Origin of the sequence: Cupriavidus phytohabitans, from assembly GCF_000426345.1 — a bacterium.
Lineage (GTDB): Bacteria > Pseudomonadota > Gammaproteobacteria > Burkholderiales > Burkholderiaceae > Cupriavidus.
This window is the reverse complement of sequence record NZ_AUFE01000008.1, coordinates 58856-72509: the sequence shown is the minus strand read 5'-3', so window position 1 is coordinate 72509 and position 13654 is coordinate 58856. Positions and strand designations below refer to the sequence as shown.

The window sequence follows — 13654 nt, the reverse complement described above, 5'->3', positions numbered from 1 at the left end:
AAGGCCCGGCATGACGCCGGGCCTTTTTTATGCACTGCGCCTTACCGCGACTCGACGAACGCAAGCACCGTGGCCAGCATGCCTTGCAGCGCCGGCTGCAACCCCGCCGACCGCGCCTCGTCATAGGCGAACGGATACGTCTCGCTCATATATGCACATTGCGACAGCTCAAGCTGCACCGCATGCACCCCATCCTGCGGCTTGCCGTACTGGCGCGTGATATAGCCGCCCTTGAAGCGCCCGTTCAGCACCGCGGTATGGCCGGGCACCGCGCTGGCCTGCTCGAGCAGCTGGCTCGCCAGCCCCGCGTCGCAGCTCTCGCCATTGGCCGTGCCGAGGTTGAAATCCGGCAGCTTGCCTTCGAAGAAGCGCGGCAGCACCGAGCGGATCGAATGCGCGTCCCACAGCGCGACGGTGCCGTGCTCGGTCTTCAGGCGCGCCAGTTCCGCAGCCAGCGCCTCATGGTACGGACGCCAGATCGCGTCGCGGCGCGCGGCGATTTCCGCGTCGTCGGGGCCGTTGCTGCCATCGGCGTACAGCGCCGTCTTGTCGAAGGTGTCGACCGGGCACAGGCCGGTGGTGTCCTGGCCGGGATACAGGTTGGCGTTGTCGGGCGGGCGGTTCAGGTCGACCACGTAGCGAGAATGCGTGGCAACCAGCACGGACGCGCCGAGTTCGCGGGCAAAACCGTAGAGGCGTTCCAGGTGCCAGTCGGTGTCGGGCACGGTGCGCGCCTCGGCCGTGAGGCGCTGCGAAACCGAAGCCGGCAGGTGCGTGCCGACGTGCGGCATCGATATCAGCAGCGGGCGCGTGCCGCGATGCAGGGTGAAGGCGGGAGTATCGGTGGAGAAGGACATGTTCTTTGCAATGCGTCGGGCGGTGCCCGGATTTGTCGCCTATTTTGTCGCGTATCAGTCGGCCAGCAGGCTGGCGCGCGCGGCGATGAACTGCCGGGCCGCATCGGCCTGTAGCGCATGCGCGCCATGCTGCACGCGGCTGCAGCCGGCGGTGCGGACCTCCGCTAGTGTCTCATGACCGTGGTTCGCGAACACGTGGGTGGCCAGCGCCTGCGCGCCGTCGAGGCCGGCCAGCGTCGGGTGCGCACCGTCCAGCACCACGAAGTCCGCCTGCTGGCCGGGCGCCAGCCCGGCCACGTCGCGGCCGCTGGCGCGCGCGCCGCCTGCCACGGCTTCGAGATAAAGGCGGTCGGCCACCTGCAGGTGGGTATCCGAGGCCAGCACGTTGCGCTGCTGCAGGCCCAGCCGCTGGCCGTACTCGAACAGGCGCAGTTCCTCGGCCACGCTGACGCTGGCATGGCTGTCCGAGCCGATGCCCCACGCGCCGTGCTGCGCGAGGTAAGGCTCCGCCTCGAACACGCCGTCGCCGAGGTTCGCTTCGGTGGTCGCGCAGATGCCGGCCACGGCGCCGCTGTGCCCGAGGCGCCGGCGCTCATCCCAGTCCATGTGCGTGGCGTGCACCAGGCACCAGCGCGCATCGACGTCGACATGATCGAACAGCCATGTCACCGGGCGCGTGCCGGACCAGGCGATGCAGTCGTCGACTTCGCGCTGCTGCTCGGCGATGTGGATATGGACCGGCGCCTGCGCGTCGATCGCCTTCAGCCCTGCCAGCGCATGCAGCAGGCTGTCTTCGGGCACCGCGCGCAGCGAATGGGGCGCCAGCCCGAGACGTGCGCCGGCCTGCGCGCACATGGGCGCCAGCCGCTCCAGCAGCCGCAGCATGGCGTCTGTGTCATGCAGGAAGCGGCGCTGCTCGGCCAGCGGCGGCTTGCCGCCGAAGCCGGCGGTCTGGTACAGCACCGGCAGCAGCGTCATGCCGATGCCGGTGCGCTGCGCCGCGCGCAGCAGCCGCAGCGACATCTCGGCGGCATCGGCGTAGGGCTTGCCGTTGGCATCGTGGTGGACGTAGTGGAACTCGCACACGCTGGTATAGCCCGCACGCAGCATTTCGATGTAGAGCTGGGTGGCGATGGCTTCCAGCGTGTCTGGCGAGATCCGCTGCGCGAAGCGGTACATCAGCGTGCGCCAGCTCCAGAACGAATCGGCGCCGCCGGGATTGTCACCCTGCGGGCGGCTGCGGTATTCGGTCAGGCCGGCAAAGCCACGCTGGAATGCGTGCGAATGCAGGTTGGGCATGCCCGGCAGCACCGGGCCCGCGGCGCGCGGCACACCGGCACTTGCGGTGGACCCGGCTTGCACGGTGGCCAGGCGGCCCTGCTCGTCCCAGGCGAGCAGCACATTGCGCGCCCAGCCATCGGGCAGCAGGGCCCAGTCTGCGAACAGCAGCGATGTGCTCATGCCTGTGCCTCCGCTTGTGCCCCTTCTTGCGCCGGATATACGCGCCCTTGCCGCACAACCATTGCCGCAGGGTTGCGGCCGAACCAGTATGCCAGCTCTGCCGGCGAATCGACGCGCCACAGCACGAAGTCGGCTACGCGCCCCGCTTCCAGCTTGCCGTGGCGATCCGATGCGCCCAGCGCGCGTGCCGCATGCAGGGTCACGCCGGCCAGCGCCTCGGGCACCGTCAGGCGGAACAGCGTGCAGGCCATATTCATCATCAGCAGCAGCGACGTCACCGGCGACGTGCCGGGGTTGTGGTCGGTCGAGATCGCCATCGGCACGCCGTGCTGGCGCAACAGCGCGATCGGCGGCAGGTTGGTGTCGCGCAGGAAATAGTAGGCGCCGGGCAGCAGCACCGCGACCGTGCCGGCTTCTGCCATCGCGGCGACGCCGGCCTCGTCGAGATGTTCGAGATGGTCCGCCGACAGCGCGCGATGGCGTGCCGCCAGCGCCGCGCCGCCGAGGTTGCTGAGCTGCTCGGCGTGCAGCTTGACGCGCAGGCCGTGGCGCGCAGCGGCATCGAAGACGCGTTCGGTCTGCGCGATCGAGAAGCCGATCGATTCGCAGAAGGCATCGACGGCATCGACCAGCCCTTCTTCGGCCAGCGCCGGCAGCATGGTGCCGCACACCAGGTCGATGTAGTCATCGGCGCGGCCGGCGTACTCGGGCGGCAGCGCGTGCGCACCGAGGAAGGTGGTGTGCACCGCGACGCCGAACTGCTCGCCCAGGCGACGCGCCACGCGCAATTGCTTGCGCTCGGCTTCCAGGCTGAGGCCGTAGCCGGATTTGATCTCGATGGCAGTCACGCCTTCGGCGAGCAGCGGTTGCAGGCGCGCGGCGGCCTGCGCGAACAGCGTGTCTTCGTCGGCGGCGCGGGTGGCGCGCACGGTCGAGACGATGCCGCCGCCGGCGCGCGCGATTTCCTCATAGCCGGCACCGGCCAGGCGCATCGCGAACTCGTCGGCGCGCTGGCCGCCGTAGACCAGGTGGGTGTGGCAATCGACCAGTCCCGGCGTGATCCACGCGCCGTTGGCGTTGTGGCGCGCGAGGTCGCGATACTGCTGCGGCAATTCGGCGGCAGCGCCGAGCCAGGCTATTCGGCCTTGTTCTACCACGAGCGCGGCATCGCGGATGGCGCGCGCGGGGTCGGCATCGGACAACAGGTGGCAGTTGTGCCAGAGGCCATCGGCGCTGGCGGCGCTGGTGGCGTTGGCGGCGTTGGCGGTGCCAGGTACGGAAGGCAGCGTCATTGGTCGGGCTCCATTTCCAGCGTGACACACAGGCACAGCGCGTCGTCGGCGCCTGGTGCAAAGGCTTGCCGGCCAGCGGGTTCGCCGGCCGGATACAGCACGCCCTGCCCCGCGTCCAGCGTGACAGCCGGCTGCGCATCCTGCGCCAGCCAGGTGCCGGACACGGCAAGCAGGCAAACGGTATCGGCACCGGTGCTGACGGTAAAGCCGTCGCGGAAGGCGTCGACGCGCGCGCGGCAGCGGCCACGCCGCGTCATCACGTTGAAGTCGCGCGTGGCGCCATCGAGCAGCGCAGCCTGCAGGCCGGTGTCGCCCGAGAAGGCAAACGGTGCGCCCGGCTGGACCAGGCGGTGGCTGAAGCTGCCGTCGTCGGCGCGCAGCATCACCCCGGCGCCGTCGAGCAGCACGATCTGGCGGTCGATGCCGGGGAAGGCGGAGAACGGGCCGTCGGCTTCGATATCGGCCACGCTCAGGCGCCACACGAAGTCATCCATGCCTGCACCCGGCGGCCACACCGCGATCTCGCGCGTGTTGCCGCCGCCGTTCTTCCAGCGCGTCGGGTCGATGGCGGCGAGCTTGAAGTACTGTGACATCACAGTGCTCATACGCCCTTCACCATCGGCAGGTTCAGGCCCTTCTCACGCGCGCAGTCGATGGCGATGTCGTAGCCCGCATCGGCATGGCGCATCACGCCGGTGGCCGGGTCGTTCCACAGCACGCGCTCGATGCGCTTGGCGGCGGCATCGGTGCCATCGCAGACGATCACCACGCCGGAGTGTTGCGAGAAGCCCATGCCCACGCCGCCGCCGTGGTGCAGGCTGACCCAGGTGGCGCCGCCGGCGGTATTGAGCAGCGCGTTCAGCAGCGGCCAGTCGGACACCGCATCCGAGCCGTCGCGCATCGCTTCGGTCTCGCGGTTGGGCGACGCCACCGAGCCGCAGTCCAGGTGGTCGCGGCCGATCACCACCGGCGCCTTCAGCTCGCCCGACTTCACCATCTCGTTGAAGGCCAGGCCAGCGCGGTGGCGCTCGTCCAGGCCCACCCAGCAGATGCGCGCCGGCAGGCCCTGGAAGGCGATGCGGTCGTGCGCCATGTCGAGCCAGCGGTGCAGGTGCTTGTCCTCGGGGAACAGCTCCTTCATCTTGGCGTCGGTCTTGTAGATATCCTCGGGATCGCCCGACAGCGCCACCCAGCGGAACGGGCCCTTGCCGCGGCAGAACAGGGGGCGGATATAGGCCGGCACGAAGCCGGGGAAATCGAAGGCATTCTGCACGCCTTCGTCGAACGCGACCTGGCGGATGTTGTTGCCGTAGTCGACCGTCGGCACGCCCATCTTCTGGAAGTCGAGCATGGCCTGCACGTGCTTGACGATAGAGGGGCGCGCAGCGGCTTCCACCGACTTGGGATCGTGCTGGCGCGCATGCTCCCACTGTTCGACAGTCCACCCTTGCGGCAGGTAGCCGTTGACCAGGTCATGCGCGGAAGTCTGGTCGGTGACGATATGCGGGCGCATGCCACCGGCCTGCGCCCGCTTGGCCAGTTCCGGCACGATGTCGGCGGCGTTGCCGAGCAGGCCGACGGAGATTGCCTCCTTCCTTGCCGTGGCCTCGGCGATCATCGCCAGCGCCTCGTCCAGCGTGGTGGCCTTCTTGTCGAGGTAGCGCGTGCGGATGCGGAAGTCGATGCGCGATTCCTGGCACTCGATCGCCAGCACGCAGGCACCCGCCAGCACGCCGGCCAGCGGCTGCGCGCCGCCCATGCCGCCGAGGCCGGCGGTCAGGATCCATTTGCCCGACAAATCGCCGTCATAGTGCTGGCGGCCGGCTTCGACAAAGGTCTCGTAGGTGCCCTGCACGATGCCCTGCGTTCCGATGTAGATCCACGAGCCCGCGGTCATCTGGCCGTACATCATCAGGCCGGCGCGATCGAGCTCGTTGAACTTGTCCCACGTTGCCCAGTGCGGCACCAGGTTGGAGTTGGCGATCAGCACGCGCGGCGCGTCCGGGTGCGTGCGGAACACGCCGACCGGCTTGCCCGACTGCACCAGCAGCGATTCGTCCTCGCCCAGGCGGCGCAGGCTGTCAAGGATGGCGTCGAAGCATTCCCAGTTGCGCGCGGCCTTGCCGATCCCGCCGTACACCACCAGGTCCTGCGGGCGCTCGGCCACGTCGGGGTCCAGGTTGTTCTGGATCATGCGGTAGGCGGCTTCGATCAGCCAGTTCTTGCAGTGCAGCTGGGTGCCGCGCGGGGCGCGGATTTCGCGCTGGCCGCGCTGGAGGGATTGGGATTCGGGAGCGTTCATGTGTTGTTCTCCTTTGGATGGCGCTGGTGGTGCGATCAGATCGGTGGCACGGCATTTGGTACGTCGGCGGCTTCCGGATACGCTGGCCCTCACCCCCGGCCCCTCCAACACAGTTTGGGGTCTCCCCTCTCCCGCTTGCGGGAGAGGGGCGGGGGTGAGGGCCGGCGCATCAACTTGCGTTGGTCGGCAAAATCGCCCTGACCGCCTGCGGCCACCCCGCTCCCGCATCGCCCTGCACCACCCACTGCTTCATCGCTTCGATATCCGGCGCCAGGTAACGGTCGCCTTCCACAAAATCCACCCGCGCACGAATGCGGGCCAGCTCCTGCTCCACCAGCGGCGACGACTTCAGCGGACGGTGGAACTCGATGCCCTGTGCCGCGGCCATCGCCTCGATGCCGACCACCACGGCGGTGTTGGCCGCCATGTCGCCCAACCGGCGCGCGCCGTAGGTGGCCATCGACACATGGTCTTCCTGGTTGGCCGAGGTCGGCAGGCTGTCCACGCTCGACGGATGCGCCAGCGACTTGTTCTCGGAAGCCAGCGCCGCCGCGGTCACCTGCGCGATCATGAAGCCCGAATTCAGGCCGCCATCGCGCACCAGGAACGGCGGCAGGCCGGACAGGCCGGTATCGAGCAGCAGCGCCAGGCGCCGCTCGGAAATCGCACCGATCTCGGCGATCGCCAGCGCGATGATGTCGGCGGCGAAGGCCACCGGCTCGGCGTGGAAGTTGCCGCCGGAGACCACGTCGCCCTGCTCGGAGAACACCAGCGGGTTGTCCGACGCGGCATTGGCTTCGATCTGCAGGATGCGCGCGGCGTGCTGCAGGTTGTCCAGGCAAGCACCCATCACCTGCGGCTGGCAGCGGATCGAATACGGGTCCTGCACGCGGCCGCAGGCCTTGTGCGAATCGACGATCTCGCTGCCATCCAGCATCGCGCGCACGGCGCCGGCCACGGCGATCTGGCCGGCCTGGCCGCGGGCCTCATGGATGCGGGCGTCGAACGGCTTGACCGAGCCCTTGATCGCTTCCAGCGACAGTGCGCCAGCCACCAGCCCGGCGGCGAAGGTGTCCTCGGCGGCGAACAGGCCGGCCAGCGCCAGCGCGGTCGACACCTGCGTGCCGTTGAGCAACGCCAGGCCTTCCTTCGGGCCCAGTTCGAACGCCTTCAGGCCCGCATGGGCCAGGCCTTCGGCGGCCGGCACGCGCTTGCCGTCGACCAGCACGTCGCCCACGCCGATCAGCGTGCACGACATATGCGCCAGCGGCGCCAGGTCGCCCGAGGCACCGACCGAACCCTTGGCGGGAATGCACGGCGTCACGCCATGGTTGACCAGCGCCAGCAATGCCTCAATCAGTTCCGGACGCACACCGGAATGGCCGCGCGCCAGGCTGACCGCCTTGGTGGCCAGGATCAGGCGCACCGTATCCCCGGCCAGGTCCGGACCGGTCCCGACGCTGTGCGACAGCACGAGGTTGCGCTGCAGCTGCGCCAGCTTGTCGTTGGGGATGCGGGTCTGCGCCAGCTTGCCGAAGCCCGTATTGATGCCGTAGACCACGGCGTCGGCATCGATGATGTCCTGCACGGTGGCCTGCGCCGCGCGTACGCCGGCCCAGGCGGAATCGGCCATTGCCACGCGCACTTCGCCGCGGTAGATGCGACGCAGGTCGGCCAGGGTGACTTGGCCCGGCTGCAAGGTCAGCAGCGGGCGGGAGGCTTGGTCGTGTTGGCTCGCAGTCATTTGTATGTTCCTGTCTATACAGCTTAGGCTAAAAATTGAACCAAAGGCCGATCCCACGAGGGAATCAGCCGAAAGCGGGATTGCCGTCGGCGCGGAAGCGGCTGCCGAGGCGGTAGCGGTTGCCCGGATGCAGGCAACGAACGAATGTCACTGGCACGCCATTGGTCCAGGTGCGGCGGGTCAGCATCAGGCAAGGTTGCGTTGGCGGCATTTCCAGTTGCGCGGCCTGCTCCGGCGTGGCGGCAATGGCATCGACCACATGCTCCACCTGATCGTAGGGAACGTGGCGCAACAGGTATTCGCCGGGCTGGGTCGCGCTGAAGTCCTGGCCGATGAAATCCGGCGCCACGCGCGGGTTCACGTAGCGGTCCTCCAGCTGCACCGGCACGCCGTCTTCGCGATGCACGCAGACCGAATGGAACACCGACTCGCCGGTATGCAGCTCCAGCGCGGCGGCCACCTCGATCGACGCCGAAACCCGCTCGACCAGGATCACGTCGCAGGCATAGTCATGCCCGCGCATGCGGATCTCGTCCTGCAGGTTGACCACCGACAGCAGCGTCGACTGCGGCTTGTGCTCGGCGACGAAGGTGCCGACCCCTGCCACGCGCACCACCCGGCCCTGCTCCGACAGTTCGCGCAGGGCCCGGTTGACGGTCATGCGCGAGACCCCGAAGCGGTTCACCAGCTCCTGTTCCGACGGCACCCGGTCGCCCGGCTGCCACGCGCCGCTCTGGATCTGGCGGGCGATGTACTCCTTCACCTGCTGGTAGAGCGCGGTGGGAGAGGAAGCGGGGGTGGCGGAGCCGACGGCGTGGTTCATGGCGTTTCAGTGCTCGGCCGCGGCAATGGCCTCGGCGCGGATTTCCTCGGTCAGCCGCGCCTTGAGCGCGGAAAACTCCGGAGAGGTCTTGATGGTGTAATGGCGCGGATGCGGGAAATCGACCGCGATATCGCTCTTGATCCGACCCGGCCTGGCGGAAAACACCGCCACCCGGTTGGCCATGAAAATGGCCTCGTCGATATCGTGGGTCACGAATAATACCGTCTTGCGCGACGCTTCCCATATGCCTAGCAACAACTCCTGCATCAGCACGCGGGTCTGGTTGTCGAGCGCGCCAAAGGGTTCGTCGAGCAGCAGGATCTTGGGATCGTTGGCCAGCGCCCGCGCGATCGCGGTGCGCTGCTGCATGCCGCCCGACAGCTGCTTCGGGTAATGGTGCTCGAAGCCGCGCAGCCCGACGCGCTGGATAAAGAAGTCGCTGCGCTCCTTCTGCTCCGCCGCGCTCATGCCGCGCTCGCGCAGGCCGAAGCGCACATTCTGCTCGATCGTCAGCCATGGGAACAGCGTGTACGACTGGAACACCATGCCGCGGTCGGCGCCCGGATCGGTGACCGGCTGGCCGTCGAGCAGCACGCGGCCGGTGGAAGGCGTGTCGAGCCCGGCCACGATGCGCAGCAGCGTGGACTTGCCGCAGCCCGACGGGCCCAGGATGGTGACGAAGTCGTTGTCGCGCACTTCGAAATCGACCGGCTGCAGCGCCAGCGTCTGCCCGCCGCGCGGGTTGGAGAAGGTACGCGAGACCTGCTGGATGGACAGTGCGCTCATTGGATCGAACTCCACGGGAACAGGCGCTGGTTGGCGCGCTTGAAGACAAGGTCTGAGACCAGGCCAATGCAGCCGATCACGATGATGCCGAAGATGATCTGCCCGGTATTGAGCAGCGCCTGGCTGTCGGTGATCATGTGCCCGATGCCCGACGACGAGCCGATCAGCTCGGCCACGATCACATAGGTCCAGGCCCAGCCCAGCACCAGCCGCAGGATCTCGGCGATTTCCGGCGCGGCGCCCGGGATCAGCACGCGGCGCACGATGCCGGCGCTGTTCGCGCCCAGCGTGTAGGCTGCCTCGACCAGGTCCTTGCGCGCGCCGCCGACCGCCACCGCCACCATCAGCACGATCTGGAAGAACGAGCCGATGAAGATCACCAGCAGCTTCTGGGTCTCGCCGATGCCGGCCCACAGGATCAGCAGCGGGATAAAGGCCGACGCGGGCAGGTAGCGGCAGAACGACACGAAGGGCTCGAAGAACGCCTCGGCCGCCTTGTACGCGCCCATGAAAATGCCGAGCGGCACCGCCAGCACCGCCGCCAGCACGAAGCCGCCGACCACGCGCCACACCGTCATGCCGATGTCGCCGATGAAGTTGTGCTCGGTGAAGAGGACCAGGCCCTCCTTGGCCATTGTCAGCGGATCGGCCAGGAACGTGCGCGGCACGAAGCCGCCCAGCGTCACCGCGGCCCACACGCCGAAGAACAGCACGAAGAAAGACAGGCCCAGCATCCAGCGCGTGTGGGCTGCACCGGCACCAGCGGGGCCAGCCAGGGATGGCGCCGGCGCGCCGGTGCCGCCGTTTGGACGGGCACCGCCGCCGCGGGCGCGTGGGAACCGATTCGGGCTTGCGTCATGACGTCACGCCTCCTTGCGACTGCGTTGCTTACTTGAGGAAACGCGCGTCATACAACGCCGTCACGTCGGGCACCTGGCGGATCACGCCGATGTCCATCAGCACGCCCGCCGCTTCCTTGCTGAAGCTGGCGAGTTCGCCGGCAAAGAACTTCTTGTTGGCCTCGCGGTCCTGCCAGCGCAGGTAGGCGGCCGACTTGGCGAACTGCTCGCCGGACTGCTTGACCGCGGCGCCCATGATCTCGTTGGCCTTCGCCGGCTCCTTCTTGATCATTTCCAGCGCCTCGAAGTAGCTGTCGACCAGCGCTTGCGCCGCCTTGGGGTTCTCCTTGAGCCACTTGGGCGCGCAGCCCAGCGTGTCGGTCACCATGGGGTAGTCGAGCGTGGTCGCCAGGATCTTGCCCTTGTCCGGGTTCTGTCGGACAGTGGACAGGTACGGCTCATAGGTCATGGCGCCGTCGTTCTGGCCGGCCACGAAGGCCTGCGCCGCTGCCTGCGGCGACAGCGTCGTCGTCTTGACGTCCTTCAGCGACATGCCGTTCTTCTTCAGCATCCAGGCCAGCCCGAAGTACGGCGCGGTGCCCGGCGCATCGACGCCGATGGTCTTGCCCTTCAGGTCGGCAAAGCTCTTGACGTCGCCGCGCACGGCCAGGCCGTCGGCGCCGTAGGACTTGTCGAGCTGCACGATCTGGGTGATCGGCACGCCGTTGGCGTTCCAGGCCACATGGGTCTCGACGGTCGTGGCCGCGCACTGGATCGCACCGGCGGCCAGCGCCAGGTGGCGATCCTTCTGCGGGATCATCTTGATGTCGACCTCGACGCCGTTCTTCTTGAAGATGCCGGCCTTGTCGGCCAGCGTCAGCGGCGCGAAGCCGGTCCAGCCGCTCATGCCGAGCGTGACCTTGGTGGTCTGCGCGTGGCCGGTGCCGGCCATGGTGACTGCCGCGGCAAATAGCGCGGCCTGCATTGCCTTGCGGCCACGAACCCTGCCTTGAATCCTGCCTTGCATGCGGCTTTCCATCCTCATCGATACGCTCCTTTGGTGTGTCCGTCGACGGCAGGCCATGCTTGTGGCGCGCTCGCTTTCGGGCATTAAACAATGCCTGTATATACAAGTCAATGTAGGGCTTCCACCGAGGGACTGTACGTCACATCACCGCAGGAATCGGCGCTACAGAGCGGATGTATCAACGACTACAACCGTGCCTCGGCTTGCCTCGGGTGCAGGAAGCACCGCGTTGGCGCACTGGAAGTGTTGCTGTATAGACAGGATTGAAGCGACGGCAGGATGAGCAAACCCCGTGCCATGGGCACGGGATGCGAGCGCAGGCGCGGTCAGGCGTCGAAGAAGGAGGCGACCGTGGGAAAGCGCAGCCGCAGCCGCAGCTCGCGCTTCAGGCGGCGGTTGTCGAGCCGGCGCGATTCGCTCATGAAGCTCAGCAGCGTCGGCTCGATCACTTCGCGCGCCTGTCCCCGCGTGATGCGCGGCGGGCGTGGCAGGCCGCGGCGGTCGGCCACCAGGTCGAAGTAGTCGGCCATGCGCAGCTCGGTATCATCGCTGGCATGGACCACCCGCTGCGGGCGGCCGCGGAACAGCGCGGCAACCATGATGCGGGCGAGGTCGTCGGCATGGATATGGCTGGTGTAGACATCGTCCTGCGGCACCAGCGCGGGCGTGCCGCGCTTGAGCCGGGCCACCGGCAGCCGCTCGGCGGCATAGATGCCCGGGATGCGCACGATGCTGGTGCGCCAGCCGGCAGCGCGGCCAAAGGCGCGCACGGCGCCCTCGGCGGCCACGCGGCGGCGCGCGCGCGCCGTCTGCGGGCGCACGGCATGGAATTCCGACACCCGCGCGCCCTGACGGTCGCCGTAGACGCCCGAGGTGCTGGCGTAGACAAACGCAGGGCGGCGAAGGCCCCGGTCGGGTAGAATGGCGGGCTCGCCGCTAAACGTGCCGCCCTGCCGCCAGGCCTTGCGGCGCAAGGCGGCGAGCAAGGCACGCGTACGCGGATCGCCCTCGCCCTGACCGGGCGGCGGCGCCAGGTCCAGCACCTGCGTGGCCAGCCCCCGCAGCCGCGCCAGCGTTGCTGGCCGGTCAAGGTCGGCCACCAGCGGCACCGCACCGGCGGCGTGCAGTTCGGCGCGGCGCGCCGGCTGCGACGTGACGGCGAACACGCGCATGCGCGACGACAGGATTCGCAGGCAGCGCGTCCCCACATCCCCGCACCCGACGATCAACAGGCGCGGACGACCAAGCCTGCGGCTGGGCTTCGGCAGGACCGGGAGGCGCGAGGGCTGCAGCATCGACTGAATTTGGCTCATAGACCGATTATGGCTTATCAAGTAACCGTCATGCCCAGTGGCCACAAGTTCGAAGTGGCCTCGGACGAAACCATCCTCGGCGCGGCCCTGCGCCACAGCATCGGCCTGCCCTACGGCTGCAAGAACGGCGCCTGCGGCTCGTGCAAGGGCCGCGTGCTTGAAGGCACCATCGTGCAGGGCGACCACGCCCCGGCCGCGCTGACCGCGCAGGAAAAAACCGAGGGCCGCGCGCTCTTCTGCTGCGCCAACGCGTCGTCCGACATTACCATTGAATGCCGCGAAGTCCACGGCGCCGGCGATATCCCGATCAAGAAGGTGCCGTGCCGCGTGACCTCGCTGGAGCGCCTGGCCGACGACGTGATCGCCATCAAGCTGCAGCTGCCCGCGACCGAACGGATGCAGTACCTGGCCGGCCAGTACGTGGAATTCCTGCTGCGCGACGGCAAGCGCCGCAGCTATTCGATCGCCACGCCGCCGCACGAGGACGGCCCGATCGAACTGCATATCCGCCATATGCCGGGCGGCGCCTTCACCGACTACGTGTTCGGCGCCAAGGAAGGCGCCCCGGCGATGAAGGAACGCGACATCCTGCGCTTCGAAGGCCCGCTGGGCAGCTTCTTCCTGCGCGAGGAATCGAATGCCCCGATCATCCTGCTGGCTTCCGGCACCGGCTTCGCGCCGATCAAGGCCATCGTCGAGCATGCCGCCTACACCGGCATCACGCGCCCGATGACGCTGTACTGGGGCGGCCGCCGGCCCAAGGATTTGTACATGCACGCGCTCGCCGAGCAATGGGCGCGCGACCTGCCCAACTTCAGGTACGTGCCGGTGGTGTCCGACGCGCTGCCGGAAGACAACTGGCAGGGCCGTACCGGTTTCGTCCACCAGGCCGTGATCGCCGACCATCCCGACATGTCAGGCCACGAGGTCTACGCCTGCGGCGCGCCGGTGATGATCAACGCCGCGCGCGGCGACTTCACGCGCCAGTGCAAGCTGCACGAGGACGCCTTCTTCGCTGACTCGTTCACCTCCGAGGCCGACATGCACCCGGCCACGCCGGCAGCCTGACCGCGGCCGGCACGCCGTTCCGTCAGCGCAACAATGCCCGGGTCCGCCAAAATTCGTTTTGACACCCGGGCACATGCGCCTTATATTTGCCCGCATGCATACGACCTTCAACCGACGCCGCAGCTTCCGTACGTCGCTCCCC

Annotated in this window: 11 protein-coding genes and 1 pseudogene; 1 reads left to right on the top strand and 11 read right to left on the bottom strand. The window is 68.2% G+C overall.

What is annotated here, in order from left to right; translation table 11 throughout:
• Positions 1-41 precede the first annotated feature (41 nt).
• The 11 genes and pseudogenes from hutG to K309_RS0108395 all read right to left on the bottom strand — a co-directional run bounded on the left by hutG (position 42) and on the right by K309_RS0108395 (position 12444).
• On the bottom strand, positions 42-857 hold the full coding sequence (gene hutG / locus K309_RS0108445) for an N-formylglutamate deformylase (protein ID WP_029046014.1): 816 nt from the start codon (positions 855-857) through the stop codon (positions 42-44).
• 54 nt (positions 858-911) lie between these two features.
• On the bottom strand, positions 912-2318 hold the full coding sequence (locus K309_RS0108440; RefSeq protein WP_029046013.1) for a formimidoylglutamate deiminase: 1407 nt from the start codon (positions 2316-2318) through the stop codon (positions 912-914).
• Positions 2315-3610 (bottom strand): imidazolonepropionase, encoded by a 1296-nt coding sequence (gene hutI, locus K309_RS0108435; protein ID WP_029046012.1) that lies wholly within the window; start codon positions 3608-3610, stop codon positions 2315-2317. The genes K309_RS0108440 and hutI overlap by 4 nt, the downstream gene beginning before the upstream one ends.
• Entirely contained in the window at positions 3607-4215 is a 609-nt protein-coding gene (locus tag K309_RS0108430) for a HutD/Ves family protein (protein ID WP_029046011.1), read from the bottom strand. Before K309_RS0108430 ends, hutI begins: the two co-directional genes overlap by 4 nt.
• Entirely contained in the window at positions 4212-5912 is a 1701-nt protein-coding gene (gene hutU, locus K309_RS0108425) for a urocanate hydratase (protein WP_029046010.1), read from the bottom strand. Before hutU ends, K309_RS0108430 begins: the two co-directional genes overlap by 4 nt.
• A gap of 169 nt (positions 5913-6081) precedes the next feature.
• On the bottom strand, positions 6082-7656 hold the full coding sequence (gene hutH / locus K309_RS0108420; protein ID WP_029046009.1) for a histidine ammonia-lyase: 1575 nt from the start codon (positions 7654-7656) through the stop codon (positions 6082-6084).
• A 64-nt stretch (positions 7657-7720) separates the two neighbouring features.
• On the bottom strand, positions 7721-8479 hold the full coding sequence (gene hutC, locus K309_RS0108415) for a histidine utilization transcriptional repressor HutC (RefSeq protein WP_029046008.1): 759 nt from the start codon (positions 8477-8479) through the stop codon (positions 7721-7723).
• Positions 8480-8485: 6 nt separating this feature from the next.
• Complete coding sequence (locus K309_RS0108410; protein ID WP_029046007.1) at positions 8486-9265, bottom strand: ABC transporter ATP-binding protein; 780 nt, start codon at positions 9263-9265, stop codon at positions 8486-8488.
• Positions 9262-10124, bottom strand: a pseudogene (locus tag K309_RS36185) (ABC transporter permease). Before K309_RS36185 ends, K309_RS0108410 begins: the two are co-directional and overlap by 4 nt.
• 29 nt (positions 10125-10153) lie before the next feature.
• Entirely contained in the window at positions 10154-11089 is a 936-nt protein-coding gene (locus K309_RS0108400) for an ABC transporter substrate-binding protein (RefSeq protein ID WP_035877074.1), read from the bottom strand.
• Positions 11090-11457: 368 nt separating this feature from the next.
• A complete protein-coding gene (locus tag K309_RS0108395; RefSeq protein WP_029046005.1) occupies positions 11458-12444 on the bottom strand; it encodes an NAD-dependent epimerase/dehydratase family protein in 987 nt (328 codons plus the stop codon).
• 9 nt (positions 12445-12453) lie between these two features.
• Here K309_RS0108395 and K309_RS0108390 point away from each other — a divergent pair, with 9 nt between their 5' ends.
• On the top strand, positions 12454-13512 hold the full coding sequence (locus K309_RS0108390; RefSeq protein ID WP_029046004.1) for a CDP-6-deoxy-delta-3,4-glucoseen reductase: 1059 nt from the start codon (positions 12454-12456) through the stop codon (positions 13510-13512).
• Positions 13513-13654 lie beyond the last annotated feature (142 nt).